This is a genomic window from Bradyrhizobium sp. 138, assembly GCF_023074075.1.
Taxonomy (GTDB): Bacteria; Pseudomonadota; Alphaproteobacteria; order Rhizobiales; family Xanthobacteraceae; genus Bradyrhizobium.
Genome location: NZ_JADPKT010000063.1, coordinates 52,697 through 71,336 on the forward strand (window position 1 = coordinate 52,697; position 18,640 = coordinate 71,336).

Sequence of the window (18,640 nt, forward strand, 5' to 3'; positions counted from 1 at the left end):
CCGCTGATTCGGGCGACATTTCGAAGGCCTCTCATGACAGAACCTGCTCGGCAGCAAGCTGCCGAAAACGAGCCCTCCAATCCGAGCGAATACGGTGCGGAATCGATCCGCGTGCTCAAGGGTCTCGACGCTGTCCGCAAGCGCCCGGGCATGTATATCGGCGACACCGACGACGGCTCCGGCCTGCACCACATGGTCTACGAGGTCGTCGACAACGCGATCGACGAGGCGCTCGCGGGCCACGCCACGCGCGTCGATGTCGTGCTCAACGCCGACAATTCCGTCACCGTGCGCGACGACGGCCGCGGCATCCCCGTCGACATCCACAAGGGCGAAGGCATCTCGGCGGCCGAGGTCATCATGACCCAGCTCCATGCCGGCGGAAAATTCGACCAGAACTCCTACAAGGTCTCCGGCGGCCTGCACGGCGTCGGCGTTTCCGTCGTCAACGCGCTGTCGAGCAAGCTCGGCTTGCGCATCTGGCGCGACAACAAGGAGCACTATATCGAGTTCGCCCATGGCGATGCCGTGGCACCGCTCAAGGTCGTCGGCGATGCGCCGGGCAAGCGCGGCACCGAAGTCACGTTCCTGGCCTCGAGCGAGACCTTCAAGAACATCGAATATGATTTCGCGACGCTCGAGCATCGCCTGCGCGAGCTCGCCTTCCTCAATTCCGGCGTCAACATCGCCCTCTCCGACATGCGTCACGCGGTCGAGAAGCGCGAGGAGATGCACTATTCCGGCGGCGTCGAGGAATTCGTCAAATATCTCGACCGCAACAAGAAGGCGATCGTGCCGGCGCCGATCATGGTGCGCTCTGAGGCCAACGGCATCGGCGTCGAGGCCGCGCTGTGGTGGAACGACAGCTACCACGAGAACGTGCTGTGCTTCACCAACAACATCCCGCAGCGTGACGGCGGCACCCATCTCGCCGGCTTCCGTGGCGCGCTCACGCGCCAGGTCAACGGCTATGCCGAGGCCAACGCGAAAAAGGAAAAGATCGCGCTGACCGGCGACGACTGCCGCGAGGGTCTCACCGCCGTGCTGTCGGTGAAGGTGCCCGATCCGAAATTCTCGTCGCAGACCAAGGACAAGCTGGTGTCCTCGGAAGTGCGCCCCGTGGTCGAGAACGTCCTCAACGAGGCGCTCCAGGCCTGGTTCGAGGAGCATCCGAGCGAAGCCAAGATGATCGTCGGCAAGGTGATCCAGGCCGCCGCCGCCCGCGAAGCCGCGCGAAAAGCGCGCGAGCTGACGCGCAAGAGCCCGCTCTCGGTCTCCTCGCTGCCGGGCAAGCTCGCCGACTGCCAGGAAAAGGATCCGGCCAAGTCCGAACTCTTCATCGTCGAGGGCGACTCGGCAGGCGGCAGCGCCAAGCAGGGCCGCAACCGCGAATTCCAGGCCGTGCTGCCGCTGCGCGGCAAGATCCTCAACGTCGAACGCGTTCGTCCCGACAAGATGCTGGGCAGCGAGCAGATCGGCACCTTGATCACCGCGCTCGGCACAGGCATCAGCGACGAGTTCTCGATCGAGAAGCTGCGCTATCACAAGATCATCGTGATGACCGACGCCGACGTCGACGGTGCCCACATCCGCACGCTGCTCCTGACCTTCTTCTACCGGCAGATGCGCGACATCATCGACGGCGGCTATCTCTATATCGCCCAGCCGCCGCTCTATAAAGTCTCGCGCGGCAAGTCCGAGCAGTATCTGAAGGACGAGCGGGCGCTGGAAGATTATCTGATCGACGCCGGCCTCGACGACTGCGTCTACATTCCCGGCACCGGCGGTGACCGCACCGGCCGCGACCTGCGCTCACTGGTCGACGACGCGCGCGTGGTTCGCAGCATTTTGCGCAATCTGCACAGCCGCTATAACCGCAAGGTGATCGAGCAGGCCGCCATCACCGGCGTGCTGAACAAATCGATCTACGGCGATCCCGAGAAGGCCGCTGCCGCCGCACAGTACATCGCGAGCCGGCTGGACAATCAGGCCGAGGAGGTCGAGCGCGGCTGGATCGGACACTACGTGGAAGGCCAGGGCTTCCAGTTCGAGCGCACCGTGCGCGGCGTCAAGGAAACCGCTGTGATCGACGACGCCTTCCTGGGATCGGCCGAAGCCCGAAAGCTCGACGAGTACACGACGAAACTCCAGGACGTCTATGCCCGCTCCGGCAAGCTGCGGCGGAAGGATACCGAGCACATGGTCCATGGGCCGGTCGACCTGTTCGAGGCGGTGACCGAAGCCGGCCGCAAGGGCATCTCGCTGCAACGCTACAAAGGTCTCGGCGAGATGAACCCGGAGCAGCTCTGGGAGACGACGCTGGATACCGATGTGCGTTCGCTGCTGCAGGTGAAGGTCAAGGAGGTCGACGAGGCCGACGACATCTTCACCAAGCTGATGGGCGACGTGGTCGAGCCGCGCCGCGACTTCATCCAGGAACACTCCCTGAGCGCGACGATCGATATCTAGCGCTTCCCGCTTCAACAGCGTCATGGCCGGGCTTGACCCGGCCACCCACGCCTTGTTCCGCGGAAAAAAGAACGTGGACGCCCGGGACAAGCCCGGCCATGACGGATGCAGAAGACGCCATCCTGAACCTAGCCGCCCGCCCCCGCGACGAATTGGCATGACCCACGTGCCGCCTGCGGCGTTGCCGGCGCGAATTCCACTCAGCGCGAGGAGCACGGAACAGGACCCAGCCAAATGTTGCCGATGTTAGCCGAGCAGCGCCAAATGTACGTGCAGCAGGTCTTCGAACTGGCCGAAATCTTCGGTCTCGAAACCCGCAACAAGTATCGCATCCGCGATGAAAATGGCCGCGATCTGCTCTATGCGGCCGAGCAGCAAAAGGGAATTCTCGGTTTCCTGGGGCGCCAGGCCTTTGGACATTGGCGCTCCTTTGAGGTGCATTTTTTCGACAACGCGCGACAGCCTGTCATGCGGGGGATTCATCCCTTCCGCTGGTTCTTTCAATGTCTGGAGCTGCGTTCGCGCGACGGTCGCCTGATAGGAACCATCGAGCGCCAGTTTTCGATTTTCACCAAGATCTTCCATGTGCACGATGCGCAGGGAAGAGTGGTGCTCGAAGTCACTTCACCGTTTTGGCGCGTGTGGACCTTTCCGTTCATGCGCGGAGGACGAGAGCACGCGCGGGTCGCGAAAAAATGGTCCGGCCTCGGCGCCGAACTGTTCACCGACCGCGACAACTTTCTGGTGGAGTATTTGGAACGCGGCCTGACAGAAGATGAGCGAGCGCTGGTTCTTGCAGCTGCGATCTACATCGATCTCATGTATTTCGAGGTCAAAGGCGAGGGCGGCGCAATCAATTTGTTCCGCGATTGAAAGCCCGGTCTCCTGTCTCGCTTGCCCGCCGCAGCCCCTGAACCTTGCCTTCCGTCATCGCGACGAAGTGGCATGACCCCGTTGGCCCATTCCGGCCGGGAAGCCCTTTCGCCATGACCGCCTCTGCAACGCCCAGTTCCACCGTGCCTTCCCGCCGCCTCGGCATCATCGGCAGCATTGTCGGTGTGCTGGCACTGATGGCGGCGGTGCTGCCGCATTGGGTCGTGCCGATCGTGTTTCCTCCGCCGCCGGCGGATAAGGTGATCGTCGACACCGGACATCGCATCAAGGACCGCGTCATCGCCAAGGTGAAGGGCGTGGAGTATCAGGCTCCGAAGGTCGAGAAATCGGCGGGACGAAGCTGGAGCGAAACCGCGTCGGTCACCGCGATCTCGCTCGGCCTGCTCGCCATCCTGTTCTCGGTCCTCTCGCTGATCTTCAGGGAAGAACGGCTGCTGGCGGCCGTCGCCGCCGCGCTCGGCACCGGCGCCATCGCGATCGAAATCTCCTTCGTCATGATCGGCGCGCTGATCCTGATCGCGATCCTCTACGTGGTGGGGAACATCATCGGCTTGTTCTAAGGGCTGCCGCCTGCCACAAGCTCCAGACCGACGGGCGGACACCGCCAGCGCAATTGCTCCCGCGCTCAATTCTCTGTAGTTTCCGCTCCGAAACAGCCCCACCCAACAGGACAGCGAGAATCAAGTGGCGCCCATCCAATACATCGTCGAGGGCGGTCACCGGCTCTCGGGCTCGATCGAGCCGTCCGGCAACAAGAATTCGGCGCTGCCGATCATCGCCGCCGCGCTGCTCACCTCACATCCGGTGACGCTTCAGAACGTGCCGCGGATCCGCGACACCGAGACGCTGGTCGAGCTGATCCGCTCGGTCGGCGCATCGGCCGAATGGACCGAGCGCAACACGCTGCATATCCACGCCAAGAGCATCCGTGCCGCCGACCTCGATCCTGAATTGTGCGTGCGCATCCGCGCCTCGATCCTGCTGGCGGGCCCCCTACTCGCCCGCTGCGGCGAAGTGATGCTGCCGCCCCCCGGCGGCGACGTCATCGGCCGCCGTCGTCTGGATACGCATGTGCTGGCTTTGGAACAGCTCGGCGCAAAAGTCACCGCGACCGACCGGCTCGAATTCCGCGCGCCAAAGCTCGCGGGTGCCGACGTGTTCCTGGATGAGCCGAGCGTCACCGCGACCGAGAACGCGCTGGTGGCGGCGGTCGCCGCCGACGGCGTCACGTACTTGCGCAACGCGGCGTCCGAGCCGCACGTGCAGGACCTCGCCAATTTCCTGGTCGCGCTCGGTGCTAGAATCGAGGGCATCGGCACCAACACCATGATCGTGCAAGGGCCGGCAACGCTGGGGGAGGCGACCTATCGGATCCAACCCGACCACATCGAGGTCGGCTCGCTGATCGGGCTTGCCGCCGTGACGCGCTCTCCCTTACGCATCACGCGCGCCGGCGTCGAGCATCTGCGCTCGATCCGCATGGGGTTCGAGCGGCTCGGCATCGTCTGCCGCGTCGAGGGCGACGACCTCATCGTGCCGTCGAACCAGACGCTGAAGATCCAGGACGATTTCGGCGGCCACGTGCCGAAGCTGGAAGACCAGCCCTGGCCGGCCTTCCCGGCCGACCTGATGTCGATCGCGATCGTCACCGCCACGCAATGCGAGGGCGTGATCCTGATGTTCGAGAAGATGTTCGAATCGCGGATGTTCTTCGTCGACAAGCTGATCGCGATGGGTGCGCGGATCGTGTTGTGCGACCCGCACCGCGCGATCATCGCAGGGCCCAGCCGCCTGCACGGCGCGACCATGACCTCGCCCGACATCCGCGCCGGCATGGCCATGCTGCTGGCGGCCGTGTGCGCCCAGGGCACCTCCACCATCAACAACGCCGACCAGATCGAGCGCGGCTACGAGCGCATCGAGGAGCGGCTCAACGCGCTGGGCGCGAAGATCAAGCGCGTGCCGGAGCGGAAGGGCTGAGGCGCTCTCACCCCAATCACAGTACCGTAGGGTGGGCAAAGCGAAGCGTGCCCACGCGTCTGTCGCCGTATCGCGAGAGATGGTGGGCACGGCGCAAGTGCGCCTTTGCCCACCCTACGGTACCGAGCTAGCGGATAGGTCCCTCACCGTCTTCCTCGAGGCCATGTTTTCGTCGCGGCGCTGTGCTATTCAGCCCGCCATGCTCGACACCGTCCAACATCATTCGCAGCCGCAAGCCGGCGTGCCGCAGAACCATCTCGCGCAAGAATTCGTCGAGACGCTGCGGCTGGCCGTGCCGCTGATGCTGACGCAGCTCGGGCAGATCGCGATGATCACGACCGATCTCGCGCTGATCGGCCGGCTCGGCGAGGATTCGGTCGCCGCGGCGGCGCTGGCGCATACGGTCTATTTCGTCAGCTTCACCTTCGGGCTCGGATTGATGGCTGCGGTGTCGCCGCTGGCCGCGCAGGCGTTCGGCGCCGGCGACGTCAGGCTGATCCGCCGCTCCTTGCGCGTCGGGCTGTGGGTCGCGCTGCTGATCTCGCTGCCGATGATGGCCTCGCCGCTCTATGGCGAGCAGATCCTGCTCGCGCTCGGACAGTCGCCGCAGCCGGCCGCCCTGGCGCAGCACTACCTCAATGGCCTCGCCTGGGGCATCGCGCCGGCACTCGGCTTCATCGCGGTGCGCAGCATGATGAGCGCGGTGAACCGGCCACAGCCGCCGCTGTGGATCACGGTCGCGGCGATCCCGGTCAATGCCGCGCTGGTCTATGCCCTGATCCACGGTCTGTTCGGCCTGCCGGAGCTCGGTCTGTTCGGCGCGGGACTTGCGACCACGCTGGTCAATCTCGGCACGTTCGTCGCGGTGCTCGCCATTGCCGCATGGCGGAAACCGTTCGCGGATTACCGCCCGCTCGCCCGTCTGTGGCGGATCGACTGGCCTCTGATGCGCCAGCTGATCGCGATCGGCGCGCCGATCTCGTTTTCGCTGCTGCTGGAATATGGCCTGTTCTCCTCGGCCGCGCTGCTGATGGGATTGATCTCGACCGCCGCGATCGCCGCGCATCAGATCGCGCTGCAGATCACCGCCGTGCTGTTCATGGTGCCGCTTGGCATCGGCATGGCGGCCACCGTGCGGGTCGGCCACGCCTTCGGCCGCGGCGAGCCGGCGGCGGTGAAGCGCGCAGGGCTCGCCGCGGCCGTGCTCGGCGTCGCATTGGTCTCGGCCCTGACGGTCGCCATCGTCCTCGGCCGCACCCAGCTGGGCCAGCTGTTCTTCGGCCGTGGCGCCGAGAACGCGGCCACCGTCGAGCTGACGGCAACGCTGCTGCTGGTCGGCGCCACCTTCTTCATCGCCGACGGCCTGCAGACCATCATGGGCGGCGCACTGCGCGGCCTCAACGACACCAGGATGACGCTGCTGTTCGCGGCCATCGGCTATTGGGGCGTCGCCTTTCCGATCGCCTGGGTGCTGGCCTTCAACGCCGGGCTCGGCGCGATCGGCGTCTGGGTCGGGTTTTCGGTCGGCTCGTTCGTCTATGCCGGACTGCTGATCTTGCGCTTCCGGATGCTAACGCGCAGATTGGCAGGATGAACGGGACCATCCGCGAAGTCGCACCCGAGGTCGATGCCAATGCGCTGCTATCAGGCGCGCAGTTCGTCGACGCGTTTCGCGTCGAGATCGGCACAGCGCAAGTGAATGCCCGCGAGGCCTGCACCCGGATGGTGCTGCACGGGCCGCGCTGGATCGATACGCTGCTGCGCCTGCGCAATGTTCTGGTGACACCGTTCGGGCTGAAGACATCGGGTGAAGGTGAGCCGGCGCCGGGCGGATTAATCGGCCTGTTTCCGGTGCTGAGCGAAACGCCCGAGCGGCTGGTGGCCGGCTTCGACGATTCTCACCTCGATTTCCGCATCGTGGTCGACGTGACGGGCGCTGCGGCCAGCCGACGGGTGACCTCGACCACGCTGGTGCGGACGCATAATCTCCTCGGCCGGACCTACCTCACCCTCATCATGCCCTTCCACAAGCTCGTGGCCCGCAGCATGCTGAGAGGGATCGTGGAGCCGGCCCGATAGACTACTCCGCAACCCGCGCCGACTTGTCGGCCGCTGCTTCCGACCATTCGCCGACAACGCGGTCGAGATCGCAGAGATTCTGGTGCATCTGTTCCAAGGAGAAGCCGAGCGCGAAAAAGCGTTCGGCGGTGTCGCTGGGCTGGCCGCGGATCAGGCCGTCGTGACGGACGGCGGCGACAGCCTCGGCATAGTGCTGGAGCGCGACGTGGACGGGATGGATCGGGGGTGCACCGGCGCCTTCGCGCAAGGCGGAGGCGGCGGAGCGGAGGAAGCGCGCGATCACGGTGGAGACCTCCGTCAGCGGGCCCGATAGTCGCGTCTGCACCTCGATCGGCAATGGCACGACCGTCGCCCGGCCAATCATCACGACGTCATGGCGCAGCCGCAGGATCGTTCGCAACAACGGGCCAGTGTCCGGGCCGCTCGACAGCCGTGCGGCGCGCTCACGCTCGGCTTCGGAGCCGATTGCGTTGAGGTTGACCATCGCGGTGCCGATGCCGTCCTGGATCCGGTGCAGCGCGTCGTTGTCGCGGCCGCGGGTGAGGCCCGCGAGCAGCTCGGTGAAGGCATCCGCGATCAGCTCGAGCAACTTCGCCGCGCTGGCGCGGATCTGCCGCACCGCGCGTGACGGCAGCACCAGGAAGGAGACGACGAGGCCGGTGATGGCGCCGACCGCGACCTCGCTGACGCGGTCGATCGCCGAGGTCAGGGGATCGGAATGATGCATGGTCGGAACCAGCAGCACGATCACGGCCGTCACCGTGGCTGCGCTGAGGCTCGGATTGATCGCGGCGATGAAAGCGAGCGGGGCGACCGACAGCACCAGCAATCCCAGCAGCCCGGCTTCGCTGGAATAGGGGATCAGGATCGCGATGGCACCGCCATAGATCGCGCCGCCGATGGTGCCGAGCATGTAGTCGCGCGTCGCCTTCAGCGAGCGGCCGACGCTCATCTGGGTCACGATCAGCGAGGTCAGGACCGCCCAGAGCGGCAGCAGCAGATGCAGCGCGGTGGCGAGCGCGTAGGCCGCGGTCGCGGCGACCGTGACCCGGATCGCCAATCCCAATTGCGTCCGCCGCGACCTGATCCGGTCGAACAGCTGCGTTGCGCGCGTCATACGGAATATCCCGATCCTCTTAAGCCAAGCCAAAGCATGGCTGATGCCCGCGGCTGCAAGGCCGCTTGAAAGGCCAAATCAGCCCGCCTAACTTGCGCGCCAAAACGAGGAAACACGATGGCCCACGAAACCGCAACGCTTGCCGCCTATGTCTTCAATCTGAAGTACCAGGATATTCCGGCAGAGGTGCTGGATCGCGCAAAAGTGCTGACGCTGGACTTCCTCGGCAGCGCGATCCGGGCGAGGCGCGAGGCGGAATCGACCCCTTCGATGTTGAAGATGCTGGAAGCGCTGGCGCTCGACACCAAGGGCGAATCCACCGTGTTCGGCGATGCCAAGACCTGGACGCCGGCGGTGGCGGCGCTGCTCAATGGCGCGCTCGGTCATTCCCTCGATTTCGACGACACCCACGCCGATTCCTCGCTGCATCCGAGCGCGCCGGTGGTTCCGGCCGCCTTCGCCGTCGGCGAGATGGTCGGCGCGTCGGGCCGCGACGTCTTGACTGCGATCGTGGCGGGTTACGAGATCTGCTGCCGGCTTGGCAATGCGCTCGATCCGACCTCGCATTACGCGCGCGGCTTCCACCCGACCGCGACCGCCGGCACTTATGGCGCGGCCGCGGCGGCCGGAAAGCTGTTCGGCCTCTCCGAGCAGCAACTCATCGCCGCCTTCGGCGTCTCCGGCAGCCAGGCCGCCGGCTCGCTGCAATTTCTGGTCAACGGTGCCTGGAACAAGCGCTACCAGGTCGGCGCCGCCGCGATGAACGGCGTGATCGCTGCGACGCTGGCGCGTAACGATTTCGTCGGCTCCGCGGAATCGGTCGAGGGCAAGCACGGCCTGCTCGCCGGCTACACCGACGATGCGCATCCGGACAAGGCGGTCGCCGAGCTCGGCAAGAGCTACGAGACCATGAAGATCGGCGTAAAGCCTTATCCAAGCTGCCGCTACACCCACGCCGCGATCGACGCGCTGATCGCGATGCGGCGCGAGCACAATCTGACGCCCGACCAGGTCAAGCGGGTCGAGATCGGGCTGCACCGCAACGGCATCACGCTGACCGGCGATGCCGCCACCAAGCGGCATCCGACCTCGATCGTCGGCGGCCAGTTCTCGATGTTCTTCACCGGCGCGCTCGCGCTCGACCAGGGCTCGTTCGGCTGGGACGACTATAACCGCCTAGGCGATGCCGCGATCGACGCGCTCGCTAACAAGTTCGACGTGGTGCAGGACGACCGGCTCGAGATCGGCCGCACCCACCCCTTTGGCGCCCGCGTCAGCATCACCACAGACGATGGCGTGCATGAGCGGCTCTATGCCGATCCCTCAGGCGAGCCGACCTCATTCCCGGATACGCAGGCGATGCAGCAGAAGTTTCTGACCTTGGCGCGGCCGGTGCTGAATGCGCGCGCGGAAAAATTCGCTGATGCGATCATGACGCTGGAGCGGTTCGATCGCGTGGCGCAGGCGACGGAGCTGGGGAGATAAGGCTAGCAGTATTCTGTTCCCCTTCCCCTGGAGGGTGAAAAGACCTCAATTCCCCGCCAGTTTCCCCATCTCGCGCGTTGCGGCCACTACGTCGCGCACCAGATCGAACACACCGTCTGCCTGCGGCGGTCCGTTCGGCGAGCGCCCCATCCGCACGATCACCAGCTTCTCCGACGGAATCACGATGGTGTACTGCCCGATGGTGCCCTTGGCGAAGAACGCATCGCGTGGCCAGCCGTGCTCGACGCGAAATGACGCGCCAAAACTGTCGCCCTGGTTGGTCCAGAAGCCGGCGCCGATACCGACCCACGCGTTCGCTGTCGGCGAAGCCGTGTAGTTCACCCATCCCTCGGGCAGGATCCGCTTGCTGCCGGCGACGCCGTCATTGAGATAGAGCTGGCCGAAGCGCGCCCAGTCGCGAGCCGATGCCAGCATCTCGCTCGAGCCCTCGATCGTGCCCGAGCCATCGAGCTGGAGCGTGACATGGCGCATGTCGAGCGGGGCGAACAATTCGCGGCGCGCGAAACGGAGCGCATCTGCGGGATTTCCGCCGACGGCCTCACGGATCAAATGCGAGAGGATGAGCATGTTGCCGTCGTGATAATTCCACGCCGTACCAGGCGCTGTTGCGAGCGGGACGCTCTCCGCATAGGCCGCCATGTCGGTCTCCACGAACTTCATCCGGTTGACCGGCTCGAAGGCGGAGCCCAGCGAAGCCTGCAGCGAGCTGCCGAGCGCCAGCCCTGCGGTGTGGCGCAGCAACTGATCGACCGTGATGGCATGGCGTGGATCATCAGGATCTTTCCAGGCTGCGACCGGCGCGGGCCCGTCGAGCTTCAGCTTGCCCTGGCGTACCAGCACGCCGATCAGCGCGGAAACCACCGATTTCGTCATGGAGAAGCCGAGCAGCGGCGTCTCTGGTCCAATGCCATCGGCATAGCGCTCCGCGATGACGCGGCCCGACTTCAGCACGACCACCGCGCGGGTGCGCCGGTAAGGCGGCTGCGCGAGCTCGGCGAAGGCACGGTCGAGCGCGGCGGCAAGTGAGGGGCTTTGCGGCGGCACGATTCCGGGGCCGGCAATCTCGGGCAGCAGCGCGGGCTGTTTGTCGTCCGCGGGCGGTTCGACGGCGGCAATTCCGACGCCATGCTCGAGCGTGCAGCCGAGGCCCTCGCGATAGACGGCATGGCTGCGTCCGATGCCGAACAGCGTCACCGTGACGTCCTTGCGGACGCGATCGACCCGGTAGTCCATGGCCCAGCTGATCAGGCCGGTCCCGGGCATGGCGTCATTGGTCTCGGTGAAGGTGCGCTGCGGATCGAGGCCGGAGACGAACGTCTCCGAGCACAGGATATCGGCGACGAAGCCGGTGGCCACCTCGGGCACGTCGCGGGCCCGTGCGGCGCCGAGCACAAGGCCGGCACAGGCGATGGCGGTGGTGAGGAGGATGATCTTGCGGCGGCGGGTCACGGGCTATCTCCGGCTGGGGCATAGGCCGGGGAGGAAGCGGGAGCCGGCGGAAGAGCGCTCGCCGGATTTGGAAATAACCTTGCTGAAAACCGAGCAAAGCTCGCCGATTCTGAAATTTTACCGTGATTGCAATGGTTTAGAAGTTAGACCGCATTCACCTTGAGCCGGCGATATTCCGTCGGTGTCACGCCCGTGACCGCCTTGAAGGCGCGGTTGAAGGGACCGAGCGACTGGAAGCCGGCGTCCATGGCGATGGTGATGACGGGGACCTCGGCCTGGGCGGGATCGGCCAGCGCCGCCTTGGCCTCTTCGATCCGGTGACTGTTCAGGAACACATTGAAGTTGCGATAGCCGAGGCGCTGGTTGACCAGCCGGCGCAGGCGGTATTCGGGAATTTTCAGCCGGCTCGCCAGGACGCCGATAGTGATGTTCTCCTGGCGATAGATCCGCTCGTCCGCCATCAGACGCATCAGGGCGTCGATGAGCTTCTGGTCGCCGGGTTCATCGACCGGCGCGGTCTGGGCCAGAATTGTCGGCGTGGCCACGGATGCCGGAAACAGATCGGCACCATCGACGCGCATCATCGTCCACGCGATGCCGGCAACGACGCAGGCAAGCACACCGCTGTTGATCGTGTTGGCGACGTCGCCGACGTCGTCGCCGACAACAGCAATCTGGAGCAGCGCATTCAACCCACCATAGAGCGCGGCTGCGCAGACAATGAAGACGCGAACGCGGCGGCGACGCTCGACCAGATCGGCCGGCCACGAGGCGATCGTCTGCCCGATCGCAAGCGCGATGAAACCGAGCACGATGAGATTGACCGCGGTGACCGAGAGGCGCACATGACCGCCCGGTGCGATCCAGACGCAGCCTGCGAAACTGAACGCGGTCACCAGTGCCCAGACCAGTCCATGCCACCCGCGCAGGCGAAACTCATCGTCGAACAGCGCGCGCGTGAACAACCAGAACACCACGATGTTCCCGGTCGAGAGCGCAATCAGAGGCGCATGCCATAACGGAATCAGGAACGTGACGCCGACCGAATAGCTCGCCGCATGCGCGGCCGAGCCGAGCGCGAAGGCCGCGCCGAGCCGGGCCGCGAGCACGTTGCGGAAGTCCGAGAGCAATGACGCCGCCAGCACCAGCAGCAGCGCGACGCTGGCGGCGCGGAAGGCGAACTCGGTTGCGGCAAGAGTCATCGGCTGGTGCAATGATCGCAATTGAAAGCAGCCGAACATCGTTCGTTGCGTCAGATTTTTCAAGGACCATCCTCCCCCTCCGGCTTTGTCGCGACGGCGCTGCAAATTCCTGCTAGGTTCGCGGCCAACAAAGCCAAAAAGGAGTCCCCCATGAGCTGGCAACCCTCGAACGATCCCGTGCTCGGCGATCCCATGTCCTGCGATGCGCTGGATCTCGTCATCGTGCCGCGCACGCGTGATCTCGGCGACGGATTCGCGGTGCGGCGCGCGCTGCCGCATGGCAAGCGGCAGATGGTCGGGCCGTTCATCTTCTTCGACCATTTCGGACCGGTGCAGTTCGTCTCAGGCAAGGGCATGGACGTGCGGCCGCATCCGCATATCGGGCTCGCCACCGTCACCTATCTGTTCGACGGCGCGATCATGCATCGCGACAGCGAGGGCAATGTCCAGGAGATCGCGCCGGGCGCGATGAATTTGATGACCGCCGGACGCGGCATCGCCCATTCCGAGCGCACGCCTGATGCGCAGCGCGTCTCGGGGCAGAAGATGCTGGGTCTGCAGAGCTGGATCGCGCTGCCGGCGGGATCGGAGGAGATCGCACCGTCGTTCCAGCACTACGCGGCGGGCGACTTGCCGATGATCTCCGAGCGCGATTTTACCGCACGCGTGATCGCGGGCTCGTCCTTCGGCATCGCCTCGCCTGTGACGATGGTGTCGCCCTGGTTCTACACCGAGGTCACGGCGGTCGCGGGCGCGAGCGTGCCGCTCGATCCTGATCACGAGGAGCGCGCGATCTACGTGGTGGAGGGCGAGGTCGAGATCGCGAACGAACGCTACGAGGGGCCGCGGCTCCTGATCTTCCGCCCAGGCGACCGCATCACCGTGAAGGCGCTGAAGGCGACGCGGATGATGTTTCTCGGCGGCGATGCGCTGGAGGGGCCGCGCCACATCTGGTGGAATTTCGTCTCCTCCAGCAAGGAGCGGATCGAGCAGGCCAAGCAGGACTGGAAAACCGGCCGCTTCGCCGCAGTTCCGCAGGAACATGAGTTCATTCCGCTGCCGGAATAGGTTAATCCGGTCTCCGGCTGGCGCCATCAGGCGCGGCCGGATTTCTACCTGAAGGCCTTGCCTGCGAAAGATTTGCCGATGACCACCATGCTCTCCAGCGACCTGCCGCTCCCAAAGATCGGACGCGGCAAGGTGCGCGACATCTACGCCGTCGACGACGACCGCCTGCTGCTGGTCACCACCGACCGCATCAGCGCCTTCGACGTCGTGATGGGCGAGACCATCCCGATGAAGGGCGCGGTGCTGACGCAAATCAGCGCGTGGTGGTTCAACGAGCTCGAAGGCGTGGTGCCGCATCACATGATCAGCGCCGACAGTGACGCGATTCTAGCCGCCGTGCCGGCCTTGAAGCCTCACCGCGCCGAGATTCTCGGCCGCGCCATGCTGTGCAAGCGCACCACGGTCTTCCCGATCGAATGCGTGATCCGCGGCTATCTCTCGGGCTCGGCCTGGAAGGAGTACGCAGCTTCCGGCACGCTGGCCGGCGAAAAGCTGAAGGCGGGGCTGGTCGAGAGCGCGAAGCTGGAGCCGTCCATCTTCAGCCCGGCGACCAAGGCCGAGAGCGGCCATGACGAGAACATCACCATCGCGAAGATGCGCGAAGTGGTCGGTGACGAGGTCGCCTACACGCTGGAGAGCATGACGCGCGCGATCTACACGCTCGGCGAGGAGCTGGCCCGCGAGCAGGGCATCATCATCGCCGACACCAAGTTCGAGTTCGGCCGTGACAAGGACGGCCGCATCATCCTGATCGACGAGGTCATGACGCCGGACTCGTCGCGCTTCTGGGCGGCCAGTGCCTACAAGCCGGGCCAGCCGCAGGCGAGCTTCGACAAACAACCGCTGCGCGACTATCTCGACGTCGAGCGCCGTGCCGGCCGCTGGAACGGCGACGCCCCGCCGCCCCCGCTACCGCCGAGTGTGGTGGACGCAACCAGCAAGCGGTACCTGGAAGCGTATCGTCGCGTGACGGGGAAAGAGCTGAAGATTTAGCCTAGCTCTTGCCGCTCACCCCGTCATTGCGAGGAGCGAAGCGACGAAGCAATCCAGACTGCCTCCGCCGATACATTCCTGGATTGCTTCGCTCTGCTCGCAATGACGTTGAGAGGCCGGTGTGCCTCTCTAACGTCGCCTGCCTAGCTAGCTCAGATTCGCGGTGAAACGGGCGGCCCCTTAAACCCCCGCCATCATCACGTATTTGATCTCGACATATTCTTCCATGCCGTGACGCGAGCCTTCGCGCCCGAGGCCGCTTTCCTTGACGCCGCCGAAGGGGGCGACTTCGGTGGTGATGAGGCCGGTGTTGACGCCGACCATGCCTGATTCCAGCGCTTCGGCGACGCGCCAGACGCGGCCGAGATCGCGGGAGTAGAAATACGAGGCGAGGCCGAACGGCGAGGCGTTGCACATCGCAATGACGTCCGCTTCGTCCTTGAAGCGGATCACCGGCGCGAGCGGACCAAAGGTCTCCTCCTGCGATACCAGCGAGTCCGACTTGACGTCGGCGAGCACCGTGGGCTCGAAGAAGGAGCGTCCGAGCTCGCTGCGCTTGCCACCGGTGACGACCTTGGCGCCGCGCTTGACGGCATCCGCAATGTGGCGTTCGACCTTGTCGACCGCCTTCATGTTGATCAGGGGCCCTTGCGTGACGCCGCTCTCGGTGCCGTCGCCGAGCTTCATCGCGGCGACCTTCTTCGACAGCTTCTGCACGAATTCGTCGTAGATCTTGTCCTGGGCGTAGAGGCGGTTGGCGCAGACGCAGGTCTGGCCCATGTTGCGGTATTTCGAGACGATGGCGCCTTCGACCGCGGCGTCGATGTCGGCGTCGTCGAACACGATGAACGGCGCGTTGCCGCCGAGCTCGAGGCCAAGCCGCTTCACGCCGACGGAGGCCTGCTGGTAGAGGATCTTGCCAACCGCGGTCGAGCCGGTGAAGCCGACGAAGCGCACCGCCGGATGCTCGCACAGCACCTTGCCGATCGGCGGCGCATCACCCGTGATGATGTTGAGCACGCCCTTGGGGATGCCGGCCTTCTCGGCGAGCACCGCCAGCGCGAGCGCCGACAGCGGCGTTTCATTGGCGGGCTTCAGCACCACGGTGCAGCCGGCGGCGAGTGCCGGAGACACCTTGCGCGTGATCATGGAGTTCGGGAAGTTCCACGGCGTGATCGCGCCGCAGACGCCGATCGGCTGCTTGATGGCGAGCAGCCGCGCGTCGGGCCGCTGCGTCGGAATGGTCTCGCCATAGACGCGGCGGGCTTCCTCCGCGAAAAACTCGATATAGGCGGCACCGATGTCGACCTCGCCTAGCGCTTCCGAAAGCGGCTTGCCCTGTTCGGAGGTGAGGATCAGCGCGAGATCCTCGCGATTGGCTGTGATCAGCTCGAACCATTTGCGCAGGATGTTCGACCGCTGCTTGGCGGTGTGCTTGGCCCAGGCCGGGAAAGCGCGCTCGGCGGCTTCGACTGCCTTGGTCGTGTCATCAGCACCAAGCTGGGGAACTTTTGCGAGCTCGACGCCGGTCGCAGGATTGTTGACGGAGAAGACCGGGGTGCCGACCCAGGCGCCGTCGATGTAGCAAGCCTCTTTCAGCAGCGAGGGGTCTTTCAACCGGTCGCGCAGGGTGGCAGCGGCTTGCGTAGTGCGTGCGGCGGCGGTCGGTGTCATGGCGTACTCCCTGGGGGCGATCGGATTGGCCCGGAATATAGGAGCAAGCGGTGCGCAATGCACCGCCCCGCAACGCACATCTGATGGGAGCTGGAAGGGCTGCCCCTGCACCTCTCCCCAGCGGGGAGAGGTCGATTTGCGCAGCAAATCGGGTGAGGGGGCGCGGATCGTAGGAGAGAGCTTAACCCCTCACCCGCGCCTGCGGCGCGACCTCTCCCTACGGGAGAGGTGTGGAGTCGCGCGCGGATAAGGATTAGTTCATCCCGGTGCAGTTACGCCGCGCCGCTCATATAGGTCTCGCGGCGACCGATCATGCGCTCGGCCGCGGCCTTGGCGTCGGCCTTCGATGACGTTGCGCACGTCCGGTATTCGAGATCGGGAACGTCGGACGGGTTGCGGCGGCCGAACCAGTTTTTTGAGCCGACCGGCAGCAACGCCAGGGATTGCGCCAGATTGTCGACCGCACCGAAGGAATAGAGCGCGCCTGTCCCGGCGATGCGCACTTCGTAGATGCCGGGCGAAATCGGCGCCTCCAAATTCTCGCCCCGTCCGGGACGGGGATAGCGCTTCCATTCGCTCCAGGTCGAAATCATCTGAGGCCCCCTCGCGGCCGCTCAGCGACCGCCAAATTTGCATCAAGTCTTAGCGTCACTGCCCGATTGGCCGGCGTGCTGAAACGCCGCAATGCAACAAAATGTTTCAACTGATTCAAGCACGTGAAGCATACCGCCGATGCCCATCCACGGTCACGGCGGGCTACGGTCATCCACCGCAGATTGTGACGGAGTGTTGCAGTTCAGCCGCCCTGTCGTCCTGCGTGGAGCACGGACCGTCAAGTCACGACATCGCGACCACCGAGGGTATCTGGACGCGCTTGCCGCGCGGAGCGTGCGGGAGGACAATTGATTACTTCCAACAATAATCAAACCGGAGGAAACCCCATGCAAAGCCAAGCCGAGATCGACGAGATCCTGCGCCAGAAGAGCGACGCCAAGGAGATTCCCGGCGTCGTCGCGATCGCCGCCAGCGGTAGCGACGTGCTGTATCAGGGCGCGTTCGGCAAGCGCGACCTGTCGAAGCCCGACGCGATGACCGCGGACAGCGTGTTCTGGATCGCTTCGATGACGAAGGCGGTGACAACGGCGGGCGCGATGCAGCTGGTCGAGCAGGGCAAGCTATCGCTGGATGCGCCGATCGGTGACGTGCTGCCCGATCTCGCCAATCCGCAGGTGCTCGAAGGTTTTGATGCCAATGGCGAACCAAAACTGCGGCCGGCGAAGGGCGCGATCACGCTGCGCCATCTCATGACCCACACTGCCGGGTTTGCCTACAACGTGTGGAACGGAGATTGCGCGCATTATCTGGAGAAGACCGGAACGCCGAACATCTTCTCCTGCCAGAACGTTGCGTTGAAGACGCCGATCATGTCCGATCCCGGCACGCGCTGGGAATATGGCATCAACATCGACTTCGTCGGTAAGGCGGTGGAAGCCGTGAGCGGCAAGCGTCTCGATGCTTACTTGCGCGATCACATGTTCACACCGCTCGGCATGAACGACACCGCCTTCAAGATCACCGACGGCATGCGCCAGCGCCTGGTCGCCACGCACGCACGCGGCGAGGATGGATCGCTGGCGCCGATTCCATTCGAGATCGAACAGAATCCGGAATTCCACATGGGCGGCGGCGGCCTCTACAGCACGGCCGGCGACTACATCAAGTTCACCCAGATGATTCTCAACAAGGGCCGCGGCAACGGCAACCAGATGCTGAAGCCCGAGACCGTCGCGCTGATGGGCCAGAACCACATCGGTGATCTCACGATTGGCAAGATGACGACGGTGGCGCCCATGTACACCAACGACGTCGATCTCTTCCCCGACATCGTGAAGAAGTGGGGGCTCTCCTTCCTGATCAACACCGCCAAGACGCCAGAAGGCCGCAGCGCCGGCAGCCTCGCCTGGGCCGGTCTTGCCAACACCTATTTCTGGATCGACCCGGCACGCGATGTTTCCGGCGTCATCCTGATGCAGGTGTTGCCGTTCATCGACGCCAAGTGCCTACAGGCATTCGCGGGCTTCGAGCGTGGCATCTATGCCGGGCTCGACGCGGGCAGCGGGAAGAAGGCGGCCTAACCCCTTAGTATGAGGCGCGCAGCGTCGCGCGCCTTCGCGGCAATGGATAACCTCGTGCTCGAAAGCTCAGCTTC

Annotated in this window: 15 protein-coding genes; 10 read left to right on the plus strand and 5 right to left on the minus strand. The window is 65.0% G+C overall.

Features of this window, described 5'->3' with window-relative positions:
- Positions 1-33 precede the first annotated feature (33 nt).
- The 6 genes from gyrB (at position 34) to IVA79_RS20450 (ending at position 7,422) form a co-directional block, all read left to right on the plus strand.
- Entirely contained in the window at positions 34-2,469 is a 2,436-nt protein-coding gene (gyrB, locus tag IVA79_RS20425) for a DNA topoisomerase (ATP-hydrolyzing) subunit B (protein ID WP_247556001.1), read from the plus strand.
- 234 nt (positions 2,470-2,703) lie between these two features.
- Positions 2,704-3,342 carry a phospholipid scramblase family protein gene (locus IVA79_RS20430; RefSeq protein WP_247556003.1) on the plus strand — a complete coding sequence of 213 codons (639 nt, stop codon included), beginning with the start codon at positions 2,704-2,706 and terminating at the stop codon, positions 3,340-3,342.
- Between the two features lie 113 nt (positions 3,343-3,455).
- The gene (locus IVA79_RS20435) at positions 3,456-3,923 is read left to right on the plus strand and encodes a hypothetical protein (protein WP_247556004.1); all 468 of its coding nucleotides are present in this window, start codon (positions 3,456-3,458) and stop codon (positions 3,921-3,923) included.
- A 124-nt stretch (positions 3,924-4,047) separates the two neighbouring features.
- Entirely contained in the window at positions 4,048-5,343 is a 1,296-nt protein-coding gene (gene murA, locus IVA79_RS20440) for a UDP-N-acetylglucosamine 1-carboxyvinyltransferase (protein ID WP_247556006.1), read from the plus strand.
- Between the two features lie 199 nt (positions 5,344-5,542).
- On the plus strand, positions 5,543-6,937 hold the full coding sequence (locus IVA79_RS20445) for an MATE family efflux transporter (RefSeq protein ID WP_247556008.1): 1,395 nt from the start codon (positions 5,543-5,545) through the stop codon (positions 6,935-6,937).
- Positions 6,934-7,422, plus strand: coding sequence for a DUF2867 domain-containing protein (locus IVA79_RS20450; protein ID WP_247556010.1), 489 nt, complete (start codon positions 6,934-6,936; stop codon positions 7,420-7,422). Before IVA79_RS20445 ends, IVA79_RS20450 begins: the two co-directional genes overlap by 4 nt.
- Before the next feature lies 1 nt (position 7,423).
- On the opposite strand, the gene IVA79_RS20455 is transcribed toward IVA79_RS20450, so the two are convergent.
- A complete protein-coding gene (locus IVA79_RS20455) occupies positions 7,424-8,539 on the minus strand; it encodes an FUSC family protein (RefSeq protein ID WP_247556012.1) in 1,116 nt (371 codons plus the stop codon).
- A 117-nt stretch (positions 8,540-8,656) separates the two neighbouring features.
- Here IVA79_RS20455 and IVA79_RS20460 point away from each other — a divergent pair, with 117 nt between their 5' ends.
- Positions 8,657-10,024: an MmgE/PrpD family protein gene (locus IVA79_RS20460; RefSeq protein WP_247556014.1), complete on the plus strand. Its 1,368-nt coding sequence runs from the start codon at positions 8,657-8,659 to the stop codon at positions 10,022-10,024.
- 45 nt (positions 10,025-10,069) lie between these two features.
- Here the strand turns inward: IVA79_RS20460 and IVA79_RS20465 are convergent, their stop codons facing one another.
- Entirely contained in the window at positions 10,070-11,494 is a 1,425-nt protein-coding gene (locus IVA79_RS20465) for a serine hydrolase (protein WP_247556016.1), read from the minus strand.
- A 143-nt stretch (positions 11,495-11,637) separates the two neighbouring features.
- Positions 11,638-12,696, minus strand: coding sequence for a helix-turn-helix domain-containing protein (locus tag IVA79_RS20470; protein WP_247556017.1), 1,059 nt, complete (start codon positions 12,694-12,696; stop codon positions 11,638-11,640).
- A 150-nt stretch (positions 12,697-12,846) separates the two neighbouring features.
- On the opposite strand from IVA79_RS20470, the gene IVA79_RS20475 reads away from it, so the two are divergent.
- Both IVA79_RS20475 and IVA79_RS20480 read left to right on the plus strand, forming a co-directional pair.
- Positions 12,847-13,764, plus strand: a complete 918-nt coding sequence (locus IVA79_RS20475; protein WP_247556020.1) for a pirin family protein — start codon at positions 12,847-12,849, stop codon at positions 13,762-13,764.
- Positions 13,765-13,842: 78 nt separating this feature from the next.
- Positions 13,843-14,757, plus strand: a complete 915-nt coding sequence (locus tag IVA79_RS20480) for a phosphoribosylaminoimidazolesuccinocarboxamide synthase (RefSeq protein WP_247556022.1) — start codon at positions 13,843-13,845, stop codon at positions 14,755-14,757.
- 180 nt (positions 14,758-14,937) lie between these two features.
- Here the strand turns inward: IVA79_RS20480 and IVA79_RS20485 are convergent, their stop codons facing one another.
- The gene (locus IVA79_RS20485) at positions 14,938-16,431 is read right to left on the minus strand and encodes an NAD-dependent succinate-semialdehyde dehydrogenase (RefSeq protein ID WP_247556024.1); all 1,494 of its coding nucleotides are present in this window, start codon (positions 16,429-16,431) and stop codon (positions 14,938-14,940) included.
- 272 nt (positions 16,432-16,703) lie between these two features.
- On the minus strand, positions 16,704-17,024 hold the full coding sequence (locus IVA79_RS20490; RefSeq protein ID WP_094894365.1) for a hypothetical protein: 321 nt from the start codon (positions 17,022-17,024) through the stop codon (positions 16,704-16,706).
- 348 nt (positions 17,025-17,372) lie between these two features.
- On the opposite strand from IVA79_RS20490, the gene IVA79_RS20495 reads away from it, so the two are divergent.
- Positions 17,373-18,566 carry a serine hydrolase domain-containing protein gene (locus IVA79_RS20495; RefSeq protein ID WP_247556026.1) on the plus strand — a complete coding sequence of 398 codons (1,194 nt, stop codon included), beginning with the start codon at positions 17,373-17,375 and terminating at the stop codon, positions 18,564-18,566.
- Positions 18,567-18,640: the final 74 nt, after the last annotated feature.

Coding starts and splice junctions, on each gene's coding strand:
- gyrB (WP_247556001.1), top strand. CDS start 34: ATGACAGAACCTGCTCGGCAGCAAGCTGCCGAAAACGAGCCCTCCAAT.
- IVA79_RS20430 (WP_247556003.1), top strand. CDS start 2,704: ATGTTGCCGATGTTAGCCGAGCAGCGCCAAATGTACGTGCAGCAGGTC.
- IVA79_RS20435 (WP_247556004.1), top strand. CDS start 3,456: ATGACCGCCTCTGCAACGCCCAGTTCCACCGTGCCTTCCCGCCGCCTC.
- IVA79_RS20445 (WP_247556008.1), top strand. CDS start 5,543: ATGCTCGACACCGTCCAACATCATTCGCAGCCGCAAGCCGGCGTGCCG.
- IVA79_RS20450 (WP_247556010.1), top strand. CDS start 6,934: ATGAACGGGACCATCCGCGAAGTCGCACCCGAGGTCGATGCCAATGCG.
- IVA79_RS20455 (WP_247556012.1), bottom strand. CDS start 8,539: ATGACGCGCGCAACGCAGCTGTTCGACCGGATCAGGTCGCGGCGGACG.
- IVA79_RS20460 (WP_247556014.1), top strand. CDS start 8,657: ATGGCCCACGAAACCGCAACGCTTGCCGCCTATGTCTTCAATCTGAAG.
- IVA79_RS20470 (WP_247556017.1), bottom strand. CDS start 12,696: ATGACTCTTGCCGCAACCGAGTTCGCCTTCCGCGCCGCCAGCGTCGCG.
- IVA79_RS20475 (WP_247556020.1), top strand. CDS start 12,847: ATGAGCTGGCAACCCTCGAACGATCCCGTGCTCGGCGATCCCATGTCC.
- IVA79_RS20480 (WP_247556022.1), top strand. CDS start 13,843: ATGACCACCATGCTCTCCAGCGACCTGCCGCTCCCAAAGATCGGACGC.
- IVA79_RS20485 (WP_247556024.1), bottom strand. CDS start 16,431: ATGACACCGACCGCCGCCGCACGCACTACGCAAGCCGCTGCCACCCTG.
- IVA79_RS20490 (WP_094894365.1), bottom strand. CDS start 17,024: ATGATTTCGACCTGGAGCGAATGGAAGCGCTATCCCCGTCCCGGACGG.
- IVA79_RS20495 (WP_247556026.1), top strand. CDS start 17,373: ATGCAAAGCCAAGCCGAGATCGACGAGATCCTGCGCCAGAAGAGCGAC.